The organism is Daejeonella rubra (assembly GCF_900103545.1).
Classification (GTDB): domain Bacteria; phylum Bacteroidota; class Bacteroidia; order Sphingobacteriales; family Sphingobacteriaceae; genus Daejeonella; species Daejeonella rubra.
The window spans coordinates 76,316-102,749 of sequence record NZ_FNHH01000014.1 but is presented as its reverse complement, the minus strand read 5'-3'; the positions used below and the strand labels follow the sequence as shown (position 1 = coordinate 102,749).

The following is a 26,434-nucleotide window of genomic DNA, read 5'->3' as shown; positions in this document are numbered from 1 at the left end:
GCCAGGAAGAAAATTTCTGTAATTTTATCAAGAGTAAGCATAGATTATTTGTTTTAAATTCGACACTTAAATATAATAAAATATGCTTACTTATTGATTATCAAATAGTTATAAACTAAAAATAATTCTTGAAAATCTGATTTCTTATATCGAACTCACGTTAACTTAATGACATTGCGCGTGCGCCAGCTCACACCGACCAGAGGTTACTTGGGTATTACAACTGTATCAAACAGGTTATCCCGGGAATAGTATACTGCACACCATTAGGTTTAAGCTTCCCGGTTTTACCATCTCTGTTAAAGATCACCACATTGTCGGTGTTCATATTGCCAACCAGCACAAACTCTCCTTTTCTGTCGATCATGAAATTCCTCGGATGCTTTCCACCTGTGGGTTCATGGCCAATCGTACTTAGTTTCCCGTTTTTTGCATTCACCTCGTAGATCACTAAACTCTCATGCCCTCTGTTTGAGGCATAAATAAATTTACCATCCGGCGAAAAATGCACATCAGAAGCGTAAGTCACTTCTTTATAGCCATCAGGAAGCATACTTAAACGTTCCAGAATGGTCAGGGCTCCAGTCTTCTTATCAACTTTAAACCCAACAATGGTATTGGATAGCTCATCCACAGAATAGGCAAAATTACCATTTGGATGGATCTTAAAATGACGCGGTCCCGATCCGGCCACCTCCTGTACAAAAGGAACTTTTGCAGGCTTTAACTTGCCACCATCCAATACCTCATAGATCATAATCTTATCAGTTCCCAGATCACATACATAAATAAATTTCCCATCAGCGGAAGGAATAGTTGAGTGAGGATAGGGCTTAGTCTGCCTGTTGGGATCAATACTGCTTCCGGTATGTCTCACATGGTCGGTAGCTTTTGCCAGCGATCCATCCGAATTGATGGGAAGAACAGTTACACTCCCCTCTCCATAATTTGAAACATAGGCAAACCTCCCTTTGGGATCGATACTAATATGTGCAGGCCCCTTTCCTTCAGCTGATTGTTCATTTAATTTCTTTAAAAAGCCTGTAAACGGATCTATTTTGAAAGCCATTACCGCTCCGTTTCCATCAGTACCTGTGCCTTTGCCGTAAATCGAATACAAAAAATCTTTCCCCGGACTCAAAGCCAGAAAACCAGGGCCACTGCCTTCGGTAACCGTTTGCAATTCTTTGAGTTTCCCAAGAGTACGATCAAACTCCAGCACATAAATTCCCTTACTTCCTCTGGCGGATGAAGTACCTGCATAGATAATATCTTTCGAGTCGGGTTGAGCCAGTGTATATTCAATTCCTGAAACAAACAGGACTAAGGCGATACAAAAAGAAATAATATTCCTCATAGCTATGTTTTTAAATTTTGAGTCACTTAAAGTTAAAAAAATATTTATTATCAATCCTTTAACGACTTAAAGGGATTTTTTTGCTGGTCAAATGGCTTTGAAAGATCCCGGATATACTCCACCAGCTGCCATTGCTGCTCATCAGATAATTTTAATTTATAGCCGGGCATTATTCCCCTGCCCTCACGTATTTTCCAGTATATAGCACCATCACTTTGCTGCCTGAACCAATCCTGCTTAAAATCAGGCATTTCCTGAGCAGTATGTTCCTGAGCATAACCCTGTCCTTGTCCCCCATGGCATCGAATACAATACAAATTGTAAACCTCCTGTGCCTGTGGAAGAGTCAGCGGTTCAATATTATACGGATTATACAGACTGTCTGTCCAAACCGGAGCTTTCCAGGGCTGCTGAATAAGCTTATTGGTTCCACTGATTAAACATAAACCAGCAGTAATGAGGACCAAAACAACACGTAAACCTGTCATATTAATTTATTTCCGGAATAAAGCGCCCATTGTATACTGCTCATCAAATTGAATGTTTATCCTCTGGCTCTTGGAGAACCTGCGGGACGGTAATCATGACGTTTTGCTGTCCATTCTGCATCACCATACTCGCTCAGGCTTACCTTGCCCTGCATCGTAGTTCCATCTGTTGTTCCGGTGAACGAAAAATTAATTCGTACTCCATCTTTCGTATAGGAGCTTCTGATCGAAACATCCCTGCCATGTATTGTGCCATCCAGATCGCGGGATCCGATACTTGCGATATGAGTTCCAATAAAACTATTCTCAATCTGCTCAATGATCAATGTCTGATCTACAGTACTTGCAGAGAACTTCATTTTCAGGTCCCACTGTCCGCTAAGGTTAAACGCCGCTGCTCCGGCAGCTCTTTTGATCATTGGGGGTTTGGAAAGGATCGCAAAAATGCGCTCAGCTATGATCTTTTCCTCACCCGCCTGAAGCGATGTAGTGGCCACACTAATATTTGACTGCAGGTTTGGAGGGAAGGGCAGAAAACTTCCAGCTCCACTAACTGCGATCCGCGGGTTTCCATCCCATAAAAGTTTTTCCATATCCTCTCCTGTCAACGGAATAACGGATTTATCCCATTTTACCGTCACAGAAGGTGCCCTGTTTGAACGCGCTTTTGGCTCATTCAGGTCAGTGCTTACTCCCGGAATAGTTGACAGACGTTTAATGATGTGGTTACCCCATGATACCCATGTCTTCCATTCGCCTGCATGATCCCTTTTAAACCACATTTCTACAGCAGCTAACATCCCCATGATCTCCTCACGGCCTACTTTAAAACCGCGGCCGAAACCATGATGAGGTCCCGCATTGATACGGGAAGCGATGATCAGATCTTTACGACCGATAAGTAATCCTGCACATTGCGGCCCACGGAGGTATTTGCCTCCACTGTAAGCAACAAGATCTGCACCCTGGGATAGATGAGGATTTGGAACTTCCAAACCTTCAGCAGCAGCATCAACCAGAATAGGGACACCCAGTGGTTTAGCTACCGAAGAAATTTCTTTTAAAGATAATGGTCCGTTTTCGGAACGGGATCCTGCAAGTACAAGGATCATGGCAGTACGCGGACCAATAGCCAGCTTCAGGTCTTCAAGAGTGGAAACCTCCACCATCCTAACACCAACAGCCTTCGCCGCAGCATCATAAGCAGTGCGGGAATAGGCTGGGATGATCACTTCATCCTTCATGCCGGTAAGATCAGGAATCATCCAAAGTTTATCCGGGTCGCCACCTGTAACACATCCTGCAGTACCCGCAGTTATTGCAGCTGAGGCGCCGGAGCTAACATAGCCAAATTCGGCACCTGTCAATTTTCCTAAACGTTCGCCAACGGCATCCATTAACTCATCGATCTGTACGTATTCGCGAACCGCATCATCCATTGCCTGCTGAACTTCGGGCATGATCTGACTTGCTCCAACTACTGTGACTGTACCTCTTGCATTGATCAGCGGGCGAACGCCGATGGCTTCATATATGCTTTTTGCGGCTTTTTGCGGTATTGAAGGAACAGCTCCGAAAGCCGACTGTATATTAGATCCTGAAACTGCTCCTGCCAATGGCAGAACACTCAAACCTTTAATTAATTCTCTTCTTTTCATATTCAATATTATTACAGGCTTGGAAGTCCGCCAGCCACTCTCGGAAGTGGACTTGTTAAACCATTCAGGTCATAAAAAACCCGCCCGCCTTTGACCGTTACCTCACATTCAAACCGTTTCTTACCTTCAAGCCGCTGACCCATTTGATCAAACACTCCAAACTTTCCTTTGCGGATACGCAATACTGTAACATCACCCTCAGATCCTACAGAAAGATTGCCCAATTGTTCCCTGTGAATTACTTGTGCAGGCTTCCATGTCACTGAGTTGATAATCGCCGGTACTTCCATCCCAAGAGTTAAAAATTTATTCATCACATTGAGAATATCTTTCATTGCTGAATTCATACTTCCCCCATGATGATCGGTACTGATCACATCAGGGAAAAACCCTGCTTTAGTTGCAGGAATAGCATGACTAAATGAAAAACTTGCCGCTCCATGCCCTACATCCCAGATCACCCCTCTCTGTCTGGCTTCAAAAACAAAGGGCCTTAATTTACCCGTGGCCGGATCTGTAATAGCTTCACGATCCTTACCTCCGCCACCATAAGTATGGGTGTAAATATCGCCGGGACGGAACTTTTTCATAGTAAGCTCTTCCAATGAAAGACCACCTCCTCCAAAATCAACGATCACAGGAATATTTCCCGCTATTTTCCCTGCCTCAATAGCCCGGTCGATTGGCACCCAATCTGGCTTATTATAATGCGCGACTTTGAAACCCACAATAAGGTCCTTATATTTTAATGCCATATCTGCTGTTAAGCGGGCATCCATATCGGCATTGTTTTGCTCAGGTGCTCCTCCGGTCATGCCTTCTCCAACAATATTCAGGAAAGCCAAAACCCTGGTTCTTGCCCGGTCTATGGTTTGATCCTTAAACTTCTCGAAATTTCTCCATCCTGCACTTCCTGCATCCACAACGGTTGTAACTCCCACGCGGAATGTAAATCCATCCGGCTGATTCGCATAATAACTGTTTCTTAGATATTTATCAGGCTCAGTACCTGCAAAATTATGAGTATGCATGTCAATGATTCCCGGAGTAACATAAAGGCCTTTTGCATTTACTACCCGCGATGCTGTTTTGGGATCAATATTTTTTGAAACTGCGGCAATTTTACCGGCCTTATTGATCGCAACGTCCATCAATTCATTGATGTTGTTTTTAGGATCGATCACATGGCCGCCTTTAATGATTACTGCATATTCCGGATCGGCTGATTGAGCCCGGACAACCTGTGATATAAGCAGCAGGAAAATGATGAGATGTAGTCTTTGCATTATTAATTGTGTAATTTGATAGGATAGATTTTTTCTTTCGATATTAAAAGCTAAATATTAGGAAAAATACTGGAAATTCATGGCCGCTAATGTAATATTTCAATGGTTATGGGCCATTTGAAGCATATCCCTGAATGATCAACAAAAAAACAGGAAGCAGGAATTAATCATGGCCTAAAAAAGCAAACAGCAACCTGCTGATCTATTTCCTTTCATTTGAAAAATAGATCCAGTCCAGATTAAACAGGTTCTGTTTTTTCTCACCCTGAGCTTTAAAAACAAAATACAGATCATGAACACCCTTTGTTTCATTAAGGTCGCTTCGGAATTCTTTCCAGCTTTCCGGATCCTTTGCAATTCCCGGCGGAATTTTGATTGCACTGATCAGTGGGCCGTCCGGTTTATCTAATCGGACTTCAATATCTCCTCCGGATTGCGGTTCCGCACGGTATTTCAACTGCTTGATATGTGTAAGGTCAATTTGATTGAAGCTTATATAAGTGGAATGATTGATTGCCCTTGCATAAGAAAGAAAAGCGGTAGTGTTAGTCGCTACCCGTACATTTCCATCATCAAAATCTTCTGCCTGAACATAAGGATTCTTCAAAGTAATATGACTTCGACTTTGCAAAGGTTCTATGCCATTTGCTCCCTGATCGGTATAGCTCACATTAAGCAGATAACTTCCTTCAGTTCCTTTCCCAATATGATCACTTAGTACTACAGCATCATCCAATGGACGCTTAATAGCCGATTTATCCGTTAATGAAAGGATATAATTAACTATTTCTGAAGCATCATCCTTTGAAAGAGCAGGATGCGGAATCATTGCCCGTTCTCCCCATACGCCACCTCCGCCTTGTATAATTTTATCTGAAAGGCTTGCAGCAATACCATACTTTCCGGTATAACGCTCTGCAATTGCAAAATATGAAGGTCCAACAGATGCCTTATCCAATGAATGGCAGGATTTACAATCTAACGTTGCAGCCAGTTGTTGACCCTTCAGGTACTTTAAGCTACCGGAATTCTGCTTCTGCGTTAAAACTACTGCCACGTCTTTTCCACGGGCGATATAGCCATATGAAACATTGATCTTTTCCTGATTGATTGCTTTATCTTCCTTATCTTTTATTACCACATTATAATCCAGGATCGAGTTATCCCAATAAAAGCTGCGGTTCGCACCTGTTTCAATTCGAACTTCAGGCGGAGTATTTCCTACAAAAACCTGGGAAGTAGCCAGCCCCCGGCCTCCCTTATCATCCGTTACGGTCAATGTTACATTGTATACCCCGGGACTAGTAAATGTATGAACTGCGGTTACTCCATGGAGCTGCTTATTTTCAATAGTCCAGGTGTAAGTTAATTTATCAGTGAGATCGTGATCCAGTGTTTTTTTACCAGAAAACTGAACCGCTAGAGGGGAAGCGCCATATTGCTTATCGATCTCTATCTCTGCCACAGGATTTCTGTTCCCTTCCACAAATTCAATACGCACTAATCTGGCATCCGTATTCCTGGAAAACCAATTCGTACCATATTCAAGAACATACAAGGCACCATCATTACTAAACTGCATGTCGACCGGAGCCTTAAAATTATAATGCTTTAAAAATGGCTCCATACGGAGATAATTGCCATGTTCATCCAGAGTTACTGCCATGATCCATCCACGGATCCACTCATAAATGAATAATTTGCCATTGTAATAGTCGTGCAGCTTATAAGGTGCATTTGGAAAAAGGTCACTATAATAAACAGGTCCCGCCATAGCTGAAGCACCTCCATTTCCCAAAACCGGAAAATGTTTGGAGGTCTTTTTGCCATACCAGATCATAGCTGGCTGGGCTACTGGCAATACCCTTTCCCCGGTATTATTCGGGGAATCATTAACAGGATTTAAAGGATCTTTTTTAGCACCTTCCGTCTTTGTTGCATAATCATACTTCGGAAAAGCCTCATTGTTCCCAAGGAAATATGGCCATCCATAAAAGCCTGGTTTTCTTGCCTGATTTATTTCATCATAGCTCATCAGCTCACCATCCTGACCCGGGACTTTGGTATCAGGCCCCACATCACCCCAATACAAATAGTTATTCTTTCTATCCACACTAAAGCGATATGGGTTCCGGGATCCCATAACATAGATCTCGGGTCGGCCTTTTGGATTACCTTCCGGAAACAAATTACCCTTAGGAATGGCATAGGATCCATTATCCAAAGGCCTGATCCGCAATATCTTACCTCTTAGGTCATTCGTGTTTGCTGCTGTAGCCTGATCGTCGGCCAATGCCCTTCCCGGTCGTTCATCTACAGGAGTATAGCCTTCTGTTTCCTCTGCATTGGTATTGTCGCCTGTTGACAGATAGAGAAGCCCATCCGCATCAAACGAAATATACCCGGCTGAATGACAGCAGTATTTTCGCTGTGTAGGTATTTCAAGTAAAACCTTTTCGGATGTCTGAACGAGGCTATCTCCAAACAGCTCAAATCTTGATAAGCGGTTCACCGATCTATCGCCGGCTACAGCATAATAAAAATAGATCCAATGGTTTTCACTGAACTTTGGGTCAGTTGCCAAACCTAAAAGTCCGTCTTCTATGCCACTGAATACATTAAAATTCGATATGGTTTTTATCTGCTTCGTTAATCGGTTATAGATCTTAAGGCTGCCTTTCCGCTCAGCAAGCAAAACGTCATTATTTGGAAGAATTGCCATACCCATTGGTTCATCCAGACCCTGCACTAAGACTGTGCGTGTATATCTGCTGCTATCCGGAACATTCAGGGTTTTAATACCTGCATAATCAGGGATCTTGTTGTTCGAGAGCTTGCGCGATATTGTTTGCCTCAGATCTTCCTCGCTAAAATCAGGCTTCATCCTGGCAATCCAGCCATTATCCTGCAGCCACTCAGTATCATCTTTGCGCTCCTCCCATGATTGCAGCCAGGGCCATTGAGTTTGGACTAAAGCAGTATCCTGTATCGTCACAATTCCTCCCCGACCTGCTTCCAGATAACGCCTCAAGGCTGGAAGTTCCTGATAGCCCATCTCATTCAAGGATGTAAAAGGCAGAAAAACAGCATCCATCTTAGAAAGGGAATCTTCATGAAAATACTGCTTGTTTTTAGTTACAATAATCTTCCAGCCATTTTTCATGGCAGCATTTTTTAATTTGCCAGCATTCTGGTTGTTGCTATCGGTAGAAAAATATAGAATCTTTATTGATTTCTTAGTTGGAGAGCAGGAACCAATGATCAGGACTAACAGAAGAAGAATGTAATGCTTCATTAAAAGGAATAATTTTCTTAGTACGGGGTAGTTTTATAAAATATTAAATCCTTCCAATGACAAAAAATGCATTGAAAGGATTAGAACACGAATATAGGAAATAGCTTGATCAGAAATTTAATACTCCAGAACTTAGTTTCAGAGCATTATGGCAATAATGCAGCAGTTTCAGCAGCGGAAGTAACACCTGGTGCAAGTTCAATAACTTTAAGATTACGGTAGAAGATTTGTGCACCTTCAGATTCCAGGCAGAGATATCCCTTCTTTTGACTGGATTTGCTGATACCGTTTACAAACTTTCCATTTACAGATAGTTTGATTACGCCGTCAACACAAACAACATCATAGGTATTCCATTCACCTTTACCTTTCACACGGTTTTCAATTGACTTGCTCCTGTCACCCCGGGGATTATCCGCAACTGTCGATACACCCTGAACACCAAAAAGTTCACCATGAACATAAGCAATTGGAGGCCTTACTCCATTTCTTAAGTTGAGGTCAACCCATTCAAGGTCAAGCATCTGAATTTCTACCCCATCAGGAAGTGGGTTTGTTCCTACAGGCTTAGCACCACTCCAGGCAAATACACCTGAATTACCTCCTGCTTCCATATGCTTCCACTCCACATGTAATATGAAATTCTCATATTGCTTTGCAGAACGTATCACTCCTATTGGAAGTCCTGTATTAGAAAGTGTTCCGTCTTTCATCAATTTCCAGGTTTCTTTGGTTGTATTTACATTAACCCATTTCAATGGGGTATCTTTTACTTTAGCACCAGAAAGAACGGCTTCCATACTTCTGGAAGTACCAAATTCAAAAAGTGTTTCCTGTGAAAAAGAAAGTTTGCTGCTCATCAGCAAAACAAACAGTACCAATAGTCCTTTATTAAATGATCGGTTCATAATTTATTATTTCAATTTAAAAATCTTTCTTTACTGCCTTTATATTAGTTTCTGCCAGATATGCTTTATAAATATTTAACCATGTTTTTCAATAAATACAATCTTGCACAGTCGCTAAGATTTATAAATTATTTACAATTCTGGTTATTCCGTTTTTAATAAATGGTTCATTAAAATTAATTAACAACCCAAGTTTGATTCCAGTTACCTTTAAATATGTAAGTAATTGTTTAGGATGAACTGGCGCAATTTTTTCAACAGATTTCAATTCAACAATCACTTTACTTTCAACGATTAAATCTGCTCTAAAACCAATTTCCATTTTTAACTCATTCCAAATTATGGGAATTCCTTTTTGTCTTTCAACATTCAATCCCAGTTTACGCAATTCATAATACATTATTTCTTCATAAACTGTTTCCAGTAAACCTGGACCAAGTGTATAATGTATTTGATATGCAGTGTCTACTGTTATATTTGATATTTCGTTTTCTGTCATATGCTTCGCGTCTTTGTGTCTCTGCCAGACAACTCTAACAAATTATTAAACTCTCGCCAAGACGCTAAGACGCAAAAAAATTTAATTACTAATGATAATTTGTCTCCTATCATTCGTTTTGCGTCTCTGCGAGACAACTCTAACAAAATTATTAAACTCTCGCTAAGACGCTAAGACACAAAAAATTTTAATTACTAATGATATTTTGTCTCCTATCATTCGTTTTGCGTCTCTGCGTCTCTGCGAGACAACTCTAACAAATTATTAAACTCTCGCCAAGACGCTAAGACACAAAAAATTTTAATTACTAATGATATTTCGCATATTATCATTCACTTAGAGTCTCTGCGAGACAATTATTATAAAACTTTAGTAATTCCAGGGATAGCAGGTTCAGGAACGGGCCATTTTAAGTCCCAGTTATATTGGTTAAAATCAGGACCAATAACCTGGTTGGAATTCATTGCCTGTTCCCAGGTAATGGTTTGTCCGCTGTAGGCTACCATTCTGCTCAAAATTCCTAACATGGTACTGTTAGCCATCATTACCCCATCATTCATTGGTTTTCCAGAACGGATCGAAGCAAAAAGCTCATCATGCTGAACCTGATACATATCCTTCTTTTCCCCCTGGTAGTCCCAATTATTTTTCCCGCTTATCTTATGGGTCTGTCCCTGATAAAATGCTGTGCCTTCCGAACCAATGATCTCTACTGAATTTCTGGACGAACATCCATCCTGCTGACGACAAAAATTGTATCCTTTAACACCATTTGCAAATTCAAATTCAATAGCGAAATGGTCATAAATATTACCCCATTGCTTCTCTACCCTCGACTGTCGGCCCCCTGTTCCAAAAGCTTTTATTGGCATTTGACTACCCAATGCCCAGGTCATCATATCCAGATTATGGACTACCATTTCTACGATAAAATCGCCAGACAACCAGTCATAATAATACCAGTTACGCATCTGATATTCCATCTCCGTCCATTCCGGTTTACGGGGGAAATACCAGAGTCCGCCACCATTGCGTGTGGAGTTAACCATTCTAACTTCGCCAATTTCACCATTCTGTACTCTCCCGAAAAGCTCCCTTTTTGGAAGATCATAACGGAATGTAAATCCTGAAACAAGTGACAAGCCCTTTTCTTTAGCCTTTTTTGAAGCTGCCAGTACCTTACGCACTCCCGGAGCATCAACAGCAACGGGTTTTTCACAAAAGATATGTTTACCTGCTTCTACGGCTGCAACAAGCTGATCGGGACGAAAACCCGGAGGAGTAGTCAATAAAACCACATCTACATCTGACTCCATTACCCGTTTGTAGGCATCAAAGCCAACAAATCTATTCTCCTTTGGCACCTTTACCCTGTCGGGATGCGCCTTCATAAGAATGTCATATGAGCTGTCCAGACGATCCTGAAACACATCCGCCATGGCTGTAATGATCACATTAGGATCGGCCTTAATTGCCTGACTTGCTGCACCGGTACCTCTGCCACCGCAACCTATCAAAGCGACTTTTAAAACACTTTTACTCTGAGCGAAGGTAGTCTTTGGAAATGCTGCGCTTAATCCGATCGAACTACCAATAACAACTGCTCCTGTTGATTTAATAAATGATCTGCGGTCTGTTGTACCAGATTTTGCCATATCTTTCTTTTTGATTTTTATATTTCTTTTGCAGTAAAATTATATCATCCAATTTCCTCTTCATTCAATCAGCTATTTAGAGCCAATGCTAAGACATGCCAGCGAGAAATTATCTGTATTAAAACAAAATGCCCCTATTTTACAGCATTTCTAAAATATTTCACACTTGCAGTTACATCTGGAACATTATTATACCAGTTATGCTCATATTCTACTGATAATACACCCTTAAAACGCTGTCTTTTCAACTCCCTGATCACCCCATCAATATTAGAGACACCTGTTCCCCAATGAACATCATGTGCCTCTTTCTTATTTTTTTCATTTAAATCTTTTACATGTAACTGAATAACATGTCCTTCTAATTTTTTCAGAGATTCTACCGGATCAAGCCCGGAACGCACCCAATGGCCAATATCAGCACAAGAACCAACACGTTTGCTTTGTCCTTTAATTGCTGCAATAACAATATCAGGATTCCAGTAAGGTGATGGCTGGGGATGATTGTGAATGGCCAGATTGATTTTGAACTGATCACATAATTTTGATATTAAGGGGATATCTTTTACATCTGGTTCAGAAGTAAAGTTCTCCAAACCCATCGCTTTTCCAAACTCAAATAATTGCAACCAGTCAGCATCACCTTTAGCATTAACTACCCCATAGGAAACCATCTTGATTCCTTTTTCCTTTAATTTTTGCAGAATTTGATTCCTTTTTGCAGCATCCATATGGTAATCCATCTTACCTTCGATACCTCCACCAATAGCCTGACCTGGAAAAGCTTCCACATATTTTAAACCGCAGCTATCGATCTTATCAATGGCTTCAAAAAATGTAAACCGGTTAAAAGTATATGCTTGTGCACCTAATTTCCAGCCCAATTTAGCTTCCGGATCTTGTGCGACTGAGGTATTTACTACACCAAAAAGGCATATGTTAAGCACTAAAAAGAAAGTTAATTTACTTTTCATCAGAGAATAATTTGTTGAATGAGATTTATAAATGACAAAATTGATTCAGAAAAAATTATTACTAGAAACTACCGAATCCATGAAGGCCTTAATCATAACTGTTTTTTCATTTCCAATTATGCCACATTAGGTACCTGAAATTCCGGTAGTGTTCTTTTAGTGAAGGTAGTAAAAATATTATTCTTACTGATTTCCAGTCTGCGACTAAAATCAGGTCTGAAGTTTATGGAACATTAATTAATCGAGCATAGACAAGATTTGCATTTTGGGTCATCAGAACATACAAATACAGCACAGAAAGAATAGCCAAAAGGCATTGAATAATGTACTATTTCTATTCTAAATAGTCGAGATCCTTGGAAAATGTTTCCTGCATCTTACTCAATGCCCAAAATGCAAGAACCAGACTTAAAATAGCCACTGCTATTCCGGCATGAATAAGCGATCCATCAAACAATCCCTTTAAATACTGAAAAAGGAGGGAAAGCGGCACAACGGCTCCCCTTACAAAATTGGGAACTGTAGTAGTTACGGTTGCCCTGATATTCGTCCCAAACTGCTCTGTTGCAATGGTCATGAAGATCACCCAATATCCGACTGAAAAACCCAGGAACAAACAGATAGAATAAAAAGCAAATAAGCTTAGGTCGTGGAGCAGGAAGTAAGATGAAATAGAAATGATCGAAAGGAAAAGATAGGTATAAACCACTTTAAGCCTGCTCTTGAGATACTGGCTCAAAATACCGCTGGCAATATCCCCTAAAACAAGTCCGGCATAACAACAGGCAACCGCTGCACCTGCGTTCACAGGACCAGCTACTCCCAAAACCTTTCCAAATTCAGGAGAAAGAGTAATCAAAATGCCCACTACAAACCAAAGGGGTACACCAATAATGATACATCTCAGATACTTAAAGAACCTGTCAGCATTGGTGAAAAGTGAAAAGAAATTCCCCCTTTTGGCATGATCATCCCTGACCTTGCCAAACATACCTGATTCGGCAACTCCAAAGCGCAACAGCAATAAAGAAAGTCCTAAGCCTCCACCAATAAAAAAAGATGTACGCCAGTCAAAATACTGGGCAATAAAATAAGCAACCACTGCGCCACTTACACCGACCGCTGCAACAATGGTAGTTGCATATCCCCGCTTCTCTTTAGGCATGATCTCGGCAACCAGCGTAATTCCAGCCCCCAGTTCCCCTGCCAGGCCAAAACCAGCAATGAAACGCCAAACCGCATAACTTTCAACTGTATCTACAAAACCATTGGCGATATTTGCTACAGAATAAAGAAAAATAGAACCAAAAAGTACTGATAAACGGCCCTTTTTATCCCCCAATATTCCCCAGAATATTCCTCCAACGAGCAATCCTATCATCTGAACATTTAACAGAAAAATACCGTTATCTGTTAAATCCTGACCAGATAGGCCCAGTGACTGTAAACTTGGAACCCGTACAATACTAAAGAGCAAAAGATCATAAATATCAACGAAGTATCCTAGCGAAGCAACCAAAACTGCTGCATTAAGCAACTTAGTTTTATTTTTATTCAAGTCCTCACCATGACCAGGTGTTAATGTTGTTTTTGTTTCCATTTGATGGATAATTCTATGTTGGATTTATTACTGTTTTTTTAATTATTTGCGTATTAGAATAAATCACAAAATATTGTTTTTCAGATACTTATACATAATAATTAAATAAGCCAATGTGGATTTATGTTCAAATATCCTCTTTACCTGCAATCAGATCATCTGATCTGATTCTGAATTTCAGGCATAAATATTCACCGGGAGCAAAAATTTCTTTTAATGCTCAACAGTTAAGAGGAAAAAAAATGAAAAATTATTTCTTTGCTGCGATCTCTCCGATAGCTCTTACGAATTTATCCAGCTCAGGCAAACGTGTGTAAACATGTGGTGTAACACGAACGCAACTAACGTTTTCGTAATCAATTGGAACCGTATGGATCTTATAATTGTTAAACAATATCCTTTCCAGCTCACGCGGACCGATTCCATCGATACTTACCCCACAAATAGCACAGGAGTATGCTGATTTCAAAGAGGTTTTGATCTTCACTCTTGGAATATTTATGACTTGCTCTGCCCAATAGTTTTTCAGATACCTTACGCGTTCTTCTTTTCTTTTATTACCAATAGCTAACTGAAAATTAATGGCCTCACCAATACCTTGTTCAATTGGAAAACTTCTGGTACCAAGTGTTTCGAATTTTCTGATATTTGTGCCTCTGGGATCGCCATTAGCCAATAACGGCCAGATTTTAGATATCTTATCCTGTCTGATCCACATCATTCCACTACCGATGGGGGCACTTAAGAATTTATGAAGCGAGGTAGCAAAATAATCACATCCCAAATCAGGAATTTTAAAATCGAGTAATGCGAATGAGTGTGCGCCATCGCAAACAACCTCCAGCCCATGACGATGTGCCATATCACTGATCTTTCTCACCGGAAGGATCTGTCCCACCCAATTAATTACATGGGTAACATGAATGATCTTTGTTTTCGGAGTAATAGCATTTTCAAAAGCTGCTACAATCTCGTCATCATTTTCAACAGGAAAATTAAAATTAAGTTGTTTGTATACGATTCCATCACGCATTGCACGTTGTTTCCAGGCATTCATATGATTAGGGTAATCAAGTTTACACCCTATAACTTCATCACCGGCTTTAAGATCCAGCCCAAGAATCACTGTATTCAATGCTTCGGTAGCATTCCGGTTAATAACGATCTCTTCCTTGTTACACCCGGCCAAAGAAGCCAGTTTTTCACGTAAAGGCTCTCTTCCCTGATCCAGGATCTCCCACATGAAATAAGAGGGACCCTCATTAGTTAATTTATTATATCGTTCAACTGCTTCCTGAACAACACGAGGCGAAGGACTAACACCTCCATTATTTAAATTAATAATATTAGGACTTACAGTATATGCTTGCTGAATAACACTCCAGTAATCCTCATCGGTAGCTACATTGATTGGAGATAAGTTCTTTACCTTATTATTCGCAGAGGAAATTTCTGCAGCATGTAATTGATTGAACAAACTGTTGACGGAAAAAGCTCCTGCCATTAAGCCAATTTGTTGTATAAATTGTTTACGTCCTGACATTGGGTATTATGTTGAAATATGAAGATAAGTATTATTAATAAACATGAGGAGACCTAAAAGACCTCTAATATTTAACTGAAAGGTGGTTTAAAAGGGATAATAAAAACCTCTCAAACCACCTTTTAGCATTATTAATTTAATTTAAACATTAGTTTCCTTTACCATAATCTGGCGATTTCTTATCAAACCAAATTCTTTCGGAGTTAAGTTTACTAACAGTAAAATCGTTTGGAGTAAAGCCTTGCTCTGTCATGGCAGCAGTCCAGTTTGTTCTGTTAACCTGACCTGGATCAAGTGTCCACCATCTTCTTGGCAGAACATCACTAATAGGTTCGCGTGCTAACAAAGTAGAACTGGTCTTTGGATAACCTGTTCTGCGGGCTAATGTAAATGCCTCGTTTGGTTCACGGTAAAAATTCAAAAGCTCCTGAATATAGATCTTTTCCAGATCGTTAGTCCCATCCAGTTTAACTTTTGGATTGGCAAGGTGTGCATCAACAAGGGCATTAATATTTGTATACGATGTTGAACCGGCTGCAATAGCAATATCATTCATTGAATTTGCTGAGGCACGAACACCTTTATTATACCATTCAGCTGCAGTTCCTTTAGTGTTAACACCAGAACCATAACCCTTTTGAATAAACTCTGCAATCTGTAAACAAACTTCTGCATAGGAGAACATAACATCTACTACTGTACCACTTCCTCTATCCACAGTTGGAGCAAAGAATTTACGGTTAACAGTAGATATCAATTGATATCTGTTTGCACCACCGCCGTTAAACGGATTTACGAAATAAGTACTGACAGCTGGATTTGACTGGAAGTCAGCCGGTCCACCCTGATACATAATATTTGCATCATTTGTTTTTATCCATGACGGTAAGGTCTTACTGTATTTCACAAGAGTATCTTTATAACTTCCTTGTAAAGAGTTTTTATCGTAGTATATCCCAAGACGAGGATCACTTGATGATTTCAGAAATTCTACTGCAGTTCCAACCGCAAAGTGACGGCTATAAATATCAATATTGTAACCATCAACCCCGAAAGGATAATAAGCCGGATTAGTATGAACAAGCTGATCAGCATTCGAACTGAAAGGACCTGTTGCATCTGCCATTACCTCCTTGAAAATTTGAGTTGCTTTGGTAGCATCGTGGTTCTGATACCTGGCAGCAATTCTTAATTTCAAAGAATTAGCAAGCTTGATCCATTTTGTAACGTCTCCTCTAAAAAAGACATCATTATTGCTAAATGAAACCTGATTACTTGAATTCTTTTGAAGTATAGCAATAGCATCAGTCAATTCTTTTAACCATACGGTATATAAAGTTTCCTGATTGTCATATTTAGGACTGTATTTAGCTTCATCTCTACCTTTATTAGCTTCGGTATAAGGCATTGAGCCATTCATATCGCTTACCTTTAAAGCCATCATTACCTGAGGGATATAGGTAATAGCGTTTATCTGCTCATATTTCTCTTTATCCGCTTTAAGAGCAATTAATCTTCTCATCTCCACTAAATTCGGGAGAACACTGGAATAAAAAAGGTTATAACGACTATTTACTCCGGTAGTTGCTACAGCATAACTTTGCCCGGTCACTAATTGACATGCCGACAAAAAATGTGTAAACCCTTCGTTCCAATATTCCCCTCCACGGGAAGTTTGCATTGGTACCAATGATGAGGTAAAGAGTAACCTTACATCTACATCGGTAACAACATTGGGATTAACATTCACTGTCTCAAAATCTTTAGTACAAGAGCTCGTAAACAAGGTTGTTAATGCTGTTATGATGATATATATATATTTCCTTTTCATTTCTATTTTTTTAAAATGTGTATTAATACCAATAAAGATTATTAGAAACGGACCTTTACTGAACCGCCAATTGACCGAATCATTGGTAAAAACCCTTCCTCACCTACTGCTGAAGTTAAATTGGAGTTTAATGATGCAGGATTGAAATCATAAGGTAAAGAGTTGTACAAATACCCAAGATCTCTACCTATTACACTTACAGAAATTCCATTAACCTTTAACTTGGTTGCAATGCTTTTTGGAAGGGTATATGAGATTGCAATCTGACGAAGTGCAACCCATGTACTTTCGCGTATCCAAAAATCAGTAACACCAGTAGAAGAAGAAGCATAACGATAATAGAACTGTGGTGCATGTGTTGGCTCAACCAATCCAGCTGCATACGCTTCTTTAAAGGTCATACCACCAACATCAGCAGCAGTTCCGTTAGGCTGAGTGATCTTTTGACCTATAGGAAACACCCCGTCAATGATCATACCGTCATCATAAGTAATACCGTCATATTTACTGGTCCAGGTAATTCCTCCATGCTCAGCATCTCTACCGAACAATGTATTAGGAAGCACCCCTGTATGTGTTCCTGACCTCAAAGATGACATGGCCATGTCGCCTCCTACTTTTGCATCAAACAACACATTCAGTGACCACTGCTTGTAATTCAGATCATTGGAGAATCCACCTCTGAAATTAGCATTGATATCACCAATGTCCTGAAACTTATTGCTCCTTTGTGGGAATGCAGCACGTGCATCATTCCTCCAGGCAAGTACAGTCATTCCAGTTTTTGGATCAGCTGCATTTGCAGGATTAGTATACTTTAATGACTGATTTATAGAACGGATGGTACCATAAGATTTTCCAACAACTGCCCATGAACTTGCGTCAAAAGCCGTCCCGCCAAGAAAATAATCTGTTCTTCCTTCTGCAAGGGAAACGATCAAATTCTTATTTCTGGAGAAGGTTAACCTGGAATTCCAAACAAAGTTATTTGTCTGAACAGGAGTTCCATCCAAAGAGATTTCAACTCCTCTATTCTGTATATTACCTGCATTGATCTTAACCCCTGAAACTCCAGACTCAATTGGTGTTGAAATATCAACAATCTGATCATAGGTATTATCCTGATATAAAGTAACATCAAAACCTAAGCGGCTTTTCAGGAAACGCATTTCCATTCCAACTTCCTTAGAAATCTTTCTTTCAGGCTTTAGATTCGGAGATAACGTACTGCTCGAACTGAATCCAGCTCTTGTAGGCTCACCCGGAAGTCCGATAACCTTTCCTGCAAACCGATACCCTGGATTGATCACAAATGGATCTGTATCTTTACCTAAGGCAGCAATATTTGTACGTAACTTCGCAAATGTTATGATGCTTGGAAGCTTGAAAGTTTCAGATGCTATCCATGAAAGACTTGCTGAAGGATAATTGTAAAAATTATTACCACTTCCATCTTTATAGGTTAAAGATGAAGACCAGTCACCGCGCCATGTTGTAGCCAGATAAATTTGACTTTTATAATCAAAATCAGCACTAGCATAAACAGAGTTGATCTTTTTATTATAATTTACACCTCCGCTAACAAGTGGAGAATTAACTGAGTTAGAAATAAAATAACTACCCGGAACCATCAGTCCGCCTGAAGTATTTCCTTGTGTAAAGGAACTAATAGAGTTGTACATTTCACCACCGGCAAAAGCACTAAACCCTAAATCCTTCGCTATTTTAATCGTATTGAATGAAAGTATTCCCTTAACAAAACTACTCTCCTTCTTTGACTGATTTAAGGTATAAGAACCTCCTCTAAAATCAGTGAACTGACCGAGTGCCTTATTCTCATATTTGTCATAGTTATTATTCAGGTTACCCTCGACAGTAAAATTGGCCCATTTAGTCAATTTTGCATTTAAAGCAAAGCGACCCATGAAGTTCCTGCTATCCATAGTAGCAACAGTATTATTCATGTTAAACCAAAATTCTGAGGCCATAACTTTATTGGTTTCAAGTGGATTTGACCCTCTTGGCGCCCCACCTAATACCTGACTTGTGTATCTTGATTGTTGATTCCAATATTTGGTATCATAATTACGCGGGAACATCCAGGTATAGGCAACTCCCCAGTTATCTCCAGCAAATGTATCTGTATATGGTGCCCATGCAAGATTCTGAGGATTTGTATTATCACTTGTAGTATATGCTCCACTTACATCCGTGCTTAACCAACTAGCCAGCTGATGCGTGATCCTTAAGTTAAAATTATCCCTCTTCATCTTATTCGCAACAGAGATTCCCTTCTGATCGTCATGAGTTGCCGAAAATCTGTAGGTAGTTTTATCACCAGCTCCTGAGAATGCTAAACTTGTAGTACCTAAAGTACCATTTTGAAAAGCATCAAGGTAATTATTAGGTACAGCTTTATACTCTGTCCAGGTACCATCATAATTACGAACTCGCTGATTAGCAAACCGGGGACCCCAGTTTTCATTTTCACGATCAATTGCCGGATCTATATAAGGTTCCTTGGTAATAGGATTTATAGGGAATACCTTTGTAGTCCACATTTGATTTGACTGATAGTTAGGGTCACGGGCATCCGTAAAGAATGCACCAACACTGCCCCCGCCAAACTCATTCTGAAATTCAGGACCTTTATATGGATCATAAACCATGAAGTTTTGAGAAAGATCAACACCTATTCCATTAGCTTTGCTACCTTTTTTTGTTGTGATGAGTACAACACCATTTATTGCTCTTGATCCATATAATGCAGCAGCAGAAGAACCTTTCAATATCGAAACACTTTCAAAGTTTTCGCTGTTCAGATTTGACAGATCATTAGCAAAATCACGACCACCTGCAACAGATTCATTGTCAACGATCACTCCGTCAATAACAAATATTGGCTGGTTATTTTGGCTTAAGGTTGAATTTCCCCTGATCACAATTCTTGAATTTCCGAAAGGACCGGACGCACTCTGGTCAATTTGCACTCCTGCAACCTTTCCCATCAATGAATTGACCGGATTTAACTGCTGGGTAGCTGCCAGGTCGCTTCCTTTAACTTCAGTTACAGAGAATCCTAAGCTCTTTTTCTCTTTTGACATACCCAGAGCCGTAACAACCACTTCATTTAATGCAGTGTTTGCGGCGGCTAACTGTACATTTACTAAGCTGCGTCCATTAATTGCAACTTCCTGAGTTACATATCCAATATATGTGAATACAAGGGTACTTACATTATCAGGAACATTAATTGAGTATTTACCATTTAAATCAGAGGTAACACCAATACTAGTGCCTTTTAATTTAATACTTACTCCAGGAAGTGTTTCACCTTTGGCATCGGTAACAGTACCGCTTACCTTGATGTCTTTAACGTCACTGTTTTGGGGAGAAATAACCACCAATCCGTTTTCCAGAACACGGAATCCAAGTTTGGTATCCTTTAAGATCATACCCAAAGCATCCATTACCGGTGTGTCTTTAACTGATAAGGTTATTGATCTGTCTGTAGGGAGATTTTGTTCGCTGTATAACAAGCGAATATTACCTTTTTGCTCAATAATAGAAAGGGCCCGTTTAAATTTCACATTTTGGAAATCCAGGTCGACCTTTAAGTTCTGTGAATAACTGCTCGCTGATACTTTCAAGACAAAAAAGAAAGTAAGAGTGATTGTCCAGTTTAGCATTAATAAGAGTTTTTTGTTTGAGAATCCGGGTAACAGAACTTTATTGTATAGTTCTCTTTTTTTCATACTTTTGTGAATTACAAGGTTAATAATCTGATTATGTAGTTAGACCTACGATTGGATGTTTAAAGGCAGGGAATGTTGGCGCATTTCCTGCTTTTTTGTTTAGTAAATTTTTACTTCATTTTCGTTTAGTTTATAGTGAAAGGATTTTATTAGTTGCATGGCTTCTAAGGCCTGTATAATATTCTCTTTTATAAAAACACCAGTAAAACGGTAGGATTTAATGGTAGTATCATTCAGGATGATCTTCACATTATACCAGCGTTCTAATTTTGGTATCAGATCTTCAAAAGATTCGTTTTCAAAAACGAATTTGTTTTCTGTCCATGAGATTTCTTCAATATATTCCTGATCACCCAATTTTATAGGTGAGATATTATCGATCATCAATACTGAACTAATACCCTTTTCTAAAGTTTTTTTACTGCTTTTAACTAATGCCAATTTTTCTGATGGCTTAAGAAGAAATTTTTGATCAGAACGATCATTAATGGTCAGCTCGATAGAGCCTTTGATCAAAGTAGTTTCCGACACTTTATCGCCCGGATAATCTCTGACATTAAACTCAGTACCCAAAACTTTGATAGCAACCTTATTGGTCTTTACAATAAATGGGCGCTTTTTATCATGAGCTACTTTGAAAAATGCCTCACCAGTCAATGACACATCCCGCTGATCATGCCTCTGCATATCCAGATCATAGGAAAGCTTACTATCACTATTTAGCCTTACAAAAGTGCCGTCAGGAAGTTTTACTTCCTTACGTATACCCTTTCCGGCATATATATCTACACGTACAACTTTATTGCTTGAATGATAATATTTAGAAAAATAAAGGCTTGTAGAAAAAATGATGAGTACGGCAGTGGTAAGAAGAAGGACATTACTTTTGAAAAAACTGTAGAAGCTTTTTCCTTTGGTTTCAAAATCAAGATCATCCTGATTGTTTAGTTTATGTTTTTCAAAAGCCTCTTCGAGGTCTTCCTGCCCACTATCATGACCTAAATCCCAAACTTGCTCCAATAAAGCCTCGTAATATACTGCATCAGGGTATTTTGTCAATAGATATGACAATTCACCCAGTTCATCTGGCGTAGCTTCCCCCGCAATTTTTCGGGTTAATAATTCAACTATGCGATTTTCGTGCATGATAATTCAGACTCTTCCTTTATGGTTTTCTATAAGGACAATAAAAAACTAAAAATTCCCTAGTCAGAATTAATATTTATTTAACAGCTATTTAATTTGAAACTCAGACTTAAAGATTTTGGCTAATTTCTGAGTGGCTGCTACCAGGTGGGCATCAACTGTTTTGACTGAAATCGATAGGATTTCGGCAATTTCCTTATAGCTTAGGTTATTTTCTTTGGCTAGTTTAAATACAAGCTGACATTTTGGGGGCAATGACTGAATTGCATTTTCAAGCCTCATTTTCAACTCATTATCGATAATGATCTGTTCAGGACTTGAGCTGTCAAAGAAAAAACTTATATCAGTATCGTCAAGTGAGGTGGTTTTATTCCTGGAATTTTTCTTCAGAACATTAAGTGAGAGGTTTTTTGCAATAACCAGTGCATAGACGTGAACATTATTTATTTCGACTAAAGTCTTGCGCTGTTTCCATAAGGTTATCATCACGTCTTCAGCTACCTCTTCTGCTTCTTCATTGGAATGGAGAATACAAAATGCAAATTTCTTTGCTGGCAAGAATAAAAGATCAAAAAGTTCCCTGTATGTTTGCTCACAACCAAAATGGGCAAGGCGCGCAACAATATCCGGAAGCTTATTAAATTGTTGTTTCACCAAGATTACATTTTGTCAAATCCTAAGGTAACAGAATTTTTATTAATGCAAAAAATAAAATTAAAGGTTATTATTTGTTCTGATTTTTCAGAGTGCCCAGTATAACATTAAAGACTTCATTTGCATAAACCCTCTCATTGTCAGGTTTATGATCTGTGATCAGCACTGGCTGATATTCAGGCCTCACACCTGTTCTTCCATGGGAGCCTTTTATCAGATTTGCATCCAGCGGTATCACATCCATCACATATCTGAAACCAGCCTTCTTTCTTAATAGTTTATATCCGGCTCTAAGTTTTGAACTCATAAACATCTCAACAGGATCATAGCCCGGTTTTTTGTGAATATCTACACAGCGTGCATAATCAGGAGCCTTTTCATCATCCAGCCAGAAATAATACGTAAACCAGCTATCCTCATCAGCCATCAAAACCAAATCTCCGGAACGCTCATGGTCGATATGGTAAGCTGCCTGTTCCTTTTTATCAAGAATTAACTCCACACCTGAAACACCTTTCAGCAATTCCATTACCTTTTCCCTGACAGAGGGGTCATTGATGTACACATGAGCAATCTGATGATCGGCAACCACAAATGCTTTTGAAGCCCCAGGATCCAGCAATTCCAGCCCCCGTTCTATACGGATCTCCAGTAAACCATGCTCTCTGAAAAGACGATTCAGATGTACCGGATTATTAACAGGGGAAATTCCATATTCAGAAAGGAGGATAATTTCTGCCCCTTTCTTTTCATAAAATGTGATGAGTCCTTTAAGTACATCATCTATTTCATTTAATTCCTTATGGATCTTAGTAAAATCAGGTCCGAATTTTTGAAGACAATAATCGAGATGAGGGAGATAGATCAGGCTAAGAGTAGGATCATACAGATCATCTGTAAGCATAGAAGCATCTGCAATCCATTGAGTCGATTTAATATTGGCACCCGGCCCCCAGAACTGAAATAAAGGAAACTCACCCAATTTCTCCTGCAGCACATCCCGTAAACTTGCCGGATGAGAATAACAATCAGGCATCTTACGGCCATCAGCAAGGTAATTCGGTCTTGGAGTGACAGCATAATCGGCGGTAGAGTACATGTTGTACCACCAGAACATTTTTGAACAGGTGAAAGATGGATCCTCTTTTTTTGCAATTTCCCATATTTTTTCACCACTAACCAGCTTATTGGACTGCTTCCAGAATTTGACCTCGCAATCTGTCCGGTCATACCAGCCATTACCTACAATACCGGTTTCTGATGGCCATTTACCTGTGAGATAGGTCGACTGTGCAGCTGTGGTCAGTGCCGGCAGTAAAGGTTCTATTCTTGTGAGATGTTTCCGGCTTACATAATTGCTCAAAAATGGCATATGCTCTCCGATGACCGAAGTTGAAAGTCCTACAACATCAATTACAACTGTTTTCTTCATCACATTGTATTTATTCTAATATGTCTTTGACCCAGTTCAACTCCCTGATGATACTCTGATCGATCGGCATCTTTAATGTTTCAGGAAGCACTTCCCATGTATAGGTTTCAACTTCCAAATGATCTGTAAAAGGTCTGTTCTTCTGAATCTCCAATACATCAACAATATCCGACTGTGTGGATCGCAGCAGGCCAAGGTCTTCTGCAAATACAGGGACATGGAAATGTGCCCGCCATTCATTAACTGTATGATTTTGCGAGTCATTGAGTGCCTGCGGAAGATCTCTATACCGAATCAGGGATCTATCAGCATTTCTGGCAACTACCTGATGCAGGTATGTGGGTTCATTATATTTTGAAAATGCTTCAGCTATGCTTGCTCTGGAATTTGCATCCTCGGGCATATCCGCTTTTAGCGCCGCACTGATCTGAATTTTCCCTATTCGGATTCCCTTTTTATCCAGCTGTTCCAAAATTTCGGAGTGTTGTTCATAGCCTATCGCAAAATGACAGACATCATAACATAAACAGATATGCTCTTTGATACATTCTTCAGCATCTGACTCACTAATTTGTAAGCGCTCCGACAAAATTGACTTTGCCATGGGAATCAGCATATTCTCAAACCAGGCTATAAATTCAGCACCGGTTTCCAGCATCCCATCGGGTTCCGGTTCAATATCCAGGTGCATCCGTATCCCTCTCTCCATTTTGAACTTATAGAGTTCTTCGGCAACAAGAATAATATTGTGAGTTGCCGTCTTTTTTGCTTGTTCAGACAACTCTTCTGTTGGAAACCAATGCCTGTAACTAAGCGGAGAAGTAGAAATCCCGCCTTCCATACCCTGAGGCAAGAGTTCAGCCAGAATTTTAAAAAGCCTGATCGTATACTCAAATCGTGCTTCGCTTGTCCAGTCGGGAGCATGAACCTGATCCTTCACAATTGCATGATGAAAATCCCCGTAAGGGAAACCATTCATCGTAAAAACATAGGCATTATTATCATTCAGCCAGGTCTTAAAAACCTGTACTTCATTCGGATCAAGTAAGTCGGTACTGGCTGAGTTTGACAAACGCAAACCTATACCCATCATCTGTTCAGGGCTAATCTGCTTTTTTATGCCGGGGAAATTTTTCTTTATTGCATCAAAATGATCCTTCCAGCTTTCACCTGAATGTATATTGGTGCAATAGCTTAAATGACCGGATGCGAGTTTCATAGCTTATTTCGTAGTAAATGGGAAGCTTTTTTCAGAATTTCAGGATCTATTTCATGAACTTCAATTCCCTGTCCAATTTTTTCAAGCAGCATGATGGTCAGCTCACCACCCAGGTGTTCACGAAATTCTTCCAGGCCAAGCAAAATCGGTGATCTGTCATCACTTACATCCATCATTTGATGTATCAGATCAAAACCCAGCTTATTTAAAAGATCGATAATTCTTTGGCTTTCTGCTTCAGACAAATATCCACACAAGTTGGAATAAACTGTATCAAGTGCCATTCCCATGGCTACGGCTTCTCCATGGAGTACTTCGAAATTTGAAAGTTGCTCAAGTTTGTGAGCACTCCAGTGACCAAAATCCAGTGGTCGGGAAGAACCTGTTTCAAATGGATCAAGGCCTGCAATATGCTGCATATGGAGTTCGGCACATCTGCAGATCAGATAATTCATCGCTTCGCGGTCGCGCTCAACCAAAGCATCAGCATTGTTTTCAATCCATTCAAAAAAATCAGGATCCTTAATGAGTGCAACCTTCACTGCTTCAGATATACCCGACCTGTAATCGCGTTCAGAGAGGGTATTTATAAAAAGTTCATCGTTAAACACTGCGATGGGCGGAGCGAAAGTTCCAAGAAAATTTTTCTTTCCGAAATAATTAACGCCATTCTTGACGCCAATGCCGGAATCGTTCTGAGACAGAACAGTTGTGGGTATTCGTATATGCCGAATGCCACGATGGGACACAGCAGCAGCATATCCGACAAGATCCAGTACAGAACCACCGCCAATAGCAGCAATATACGAATGCCTGTCTATCTTATGCTTATTCACAGCCTCCAGGATCTGATCAAAATATCTGGTATCATTCTTCACAATTTCCCCTCCGGGAACGATCACTATTTCAGGAACTAATTGCACAGCATGATGAAAACTGAAATACTCTTTCAACTGCTGAACTGTTTCAATACCTACACCCTCATCAACAACAAAAAGAATTTTACGAATGATACCGGGGCCTTTCAAAAAATCATTGAACAGCGTATTCGATGTGTTAAAAAGTCCGGAAGTAAAATATACTTTGTATTCAAATTTTACAGTAAATGATTGTTGAAGGTATTTCATAGTATGA

18 protein-coding genes are annotated in these 26,434 nt (G+C 39.8%); all 18 read right to left on the bottom strand.

Annotated elements, in window-relative coordinates:
* Positions 1–217: 217 nt before the first annotated feature.
* Entirely contained in the window at positions 218–1,357 is a 1,140-nt protein-coding gene (locus BLR27_RS11115) for a lactonase family protein (protein ID WP_090704892.1), read from the bottom strand.
* A 50-nt stretch (positions 1,358–1,407) separates the two neighbouring features.
* Complete coding sequence (locus tag BLR27_RS11110) at positions 1,408–1,845, bottom strand: c-type cytochrome (RefSeq protein WP_090704890.1); 438 nt, start codon at positions 1,843–1,845, stop codon at positions 1,408–1,410.
* Between the two features lie 56 nt (positions 1,846–1,901).
* Positions 1,902–3,503, bottom strand: a complete 1,602-nt coding sequence (locus tag BLR27_RS11105; RefSeq protein WP_090704888.1) for an aminotransferase class V-fold PLP-dependent enzyme — start codon at positions 3,501–3,503, stop codon at positions 1,902–1,904.
* Positions 3,504–3,514: 11 nt separating this feature from the next.
* Positions 3,515–4,789, bottom strand: coding sequence for an amidohydrolase/deacetylase family metallohydrolase (locus tag BLR27_RS11100; protein ID WP_090704886.1), 1,275 nt, complete (start codon positions 4,787–4,789; stop codon positions 3,515–3,517).
* 202 nt (positions 4,790–4,991) lie between these two features.
* A complete protein-coding gene (locus BLR27_RS11095; RefSeq protein WP_090704884.1) occupies positions 4,992–8,084 on the bottom strand; it encodes a PQQ-dependent sugar dehydrogenase in 3,093 nt (1,030 codons plus the stop codon).
* Between the two features lie 146 nt (positions 8,085–8,230).
* On the bottom strand, positions 8,231–8,992 hold the full coding sequence (locus BLR27_RS11090; RefSeq protein WP_090704882.1) for a 3-keto-disaccharide hydrolase: 762 nt from the start codon (positions 8,990–8,992) through the stop codon (positions 8,231–8,233).
* Between the two features lie 121 nt (positions 8,993–9,113).
* A complete protein-coding gene (locus BLR27_RS11085; RefSeq protein WP_090704880.1) occupies positions 9,114–9,491 on the bottom strand; it encodes a GxxExxY protein in 378 nt (125 codons plus the stop codon).
* A 359-nt stretch (positions 9,492–9,850) separates the two neighbouring features.
* The gene (locus BLR27_RS11080) at positions 9,851–11,146 is read right to left on the bottom strand and encodes a Gfo/Idh/MocA family protein (protein ID WP_090704878.1); all 1,296 of its coding nucleotides are present in this window, start codon (positions 11,144–11,146) and stop codon (positions 9,851–9,853) included.
* A 134-nt stretch (positions 11,147–11,280) separates the two neighbouring features.
* Positions 11,281–12,120: a sugar phosphate isomerase/epimerase family protein gene (locus tag BLR27_RS11075; protein WP_090704876.1), complete on the bottom strand. Its 840-nt coding sequence runs from the start codon at positions 12,118–12,120 to the stop codon at positions 11,281–11,283.
* Between the two features lie 334 nt (positions 12,121–12,454).
* Complete coding sequence (locus tag BLR27_RS11070; RefSeq protein WP_090704873.1) at positions 12,455–13,720, bottom strand: MFS transporter; 1,266 nt, start codon at positions 13,718–13,720, stop codon at positions 12,455–12,457.
* Positions 13,721–13,970: 250 nt separating this feature from the next.
* Positions 13,971–15,263, bottom strand: coding sequence for an aminotransferase class V-fold PLP-dependent enzyme (locus BLR27_RS11065; RefSeq protein ID WP_090704870.1), 1,293 nt, complete (start codon positions 15,261–15,263; stop codon positions 13,971–13,973).
* Positions 15,264–15,411: 148 nt separating this feature from the next.
* The gene (locus tag BLR27_RS11060; protein WP_090704868.1) at positions 15,412–17,094 is read right to left on the bottom strand and encodes a SusD/RagB family nutrient-binding outer membrane lipoprotein; all 1,683 of its coding nucleotides are present in this window, start codon (positions 17,092–17,094) and stop codon (positions 15,412–15,414) included.
* Positions 17,095–17,135: 41 nt separating this feature from the next.
* Positions 17,136–20,849 carry a SusC/RagA family TonB-linked outer membrane protein gene (locus tag BLR27_RS11055; RefSeq protein WP_090704866.1) on the bottom strand — a complete coding sequence of 1,238 codons (3,714 nt, stop codon included), beginning with the start codon at positions 20,847–20,849 and terminating at the stop codon, positions 17,136–17,138.
* Positions 20,850–20,948: 99 nt separating this feature from the next.
* Positions 20,949–21,995: a FecR family protein gene (locus tag BLR27_RS11050; protein WP_090704864.1), complete on the bottom strand. Its 1,047-nt coding sequence runs from the start codon at positions 21,993–21,995 to the stop codon at positions 20,949–20,951.
* An 87-nt stretch (positions 21,996–22,082) separates the two neighbouring features.
* Positions 22,083–22,649 carry a sigma-70 family RNA polymerase sigma factor gene (locus tag BLR27_RS11045; protein ID WP_176767678.1) on the bottom strand — a complete coding sequence of 189 codons (567 nt, stop codon included), beginning with the start codon at positions 22,647–22,649 and terminating at the stop codon, positions 22,083–22,085.
* A gap of 70 nt (positions 22,650–22,719) precedes the next feature.
* On the bottom strand, positions 22,720–24,081 hold the full coding sequence (locus BLR27_RS11040; RefSeq protein ID WP_090704860.1) for an alkaline phosphatase family protein: 1,362 nt from the start codon (positions 24,079–24,081) through the stop codon (positions 22,720–22,722).
* A gap of 10 nt (positions 24,082–24,091) precedes the next feature.
* Entirely contained in the window at positions 24,092–25,300 is a 1,209-nt protein-coding gene (gene eboE, locus BLR27_RS11035) for a metabolite traffic protein EboE (protein ID WP_090704857.1), read from the bottom strand.
* Complete coding sequence (locus BLR27_RS11030) at positions 25,297–26,427, bottom strand: 3-dehydroquinate synthase (RefSeq protein ID WP_090704855.1); 1,131 nt, start codon at positions 26,425–26,427, stop codon at positions 25,297–25,299. Before BLR27_RS11030 ends, eboE begins: the two co-directional genes overlap by 4 nt.
* Positions 26,428–26,434 lie beyond the last annotated feature (7 nt).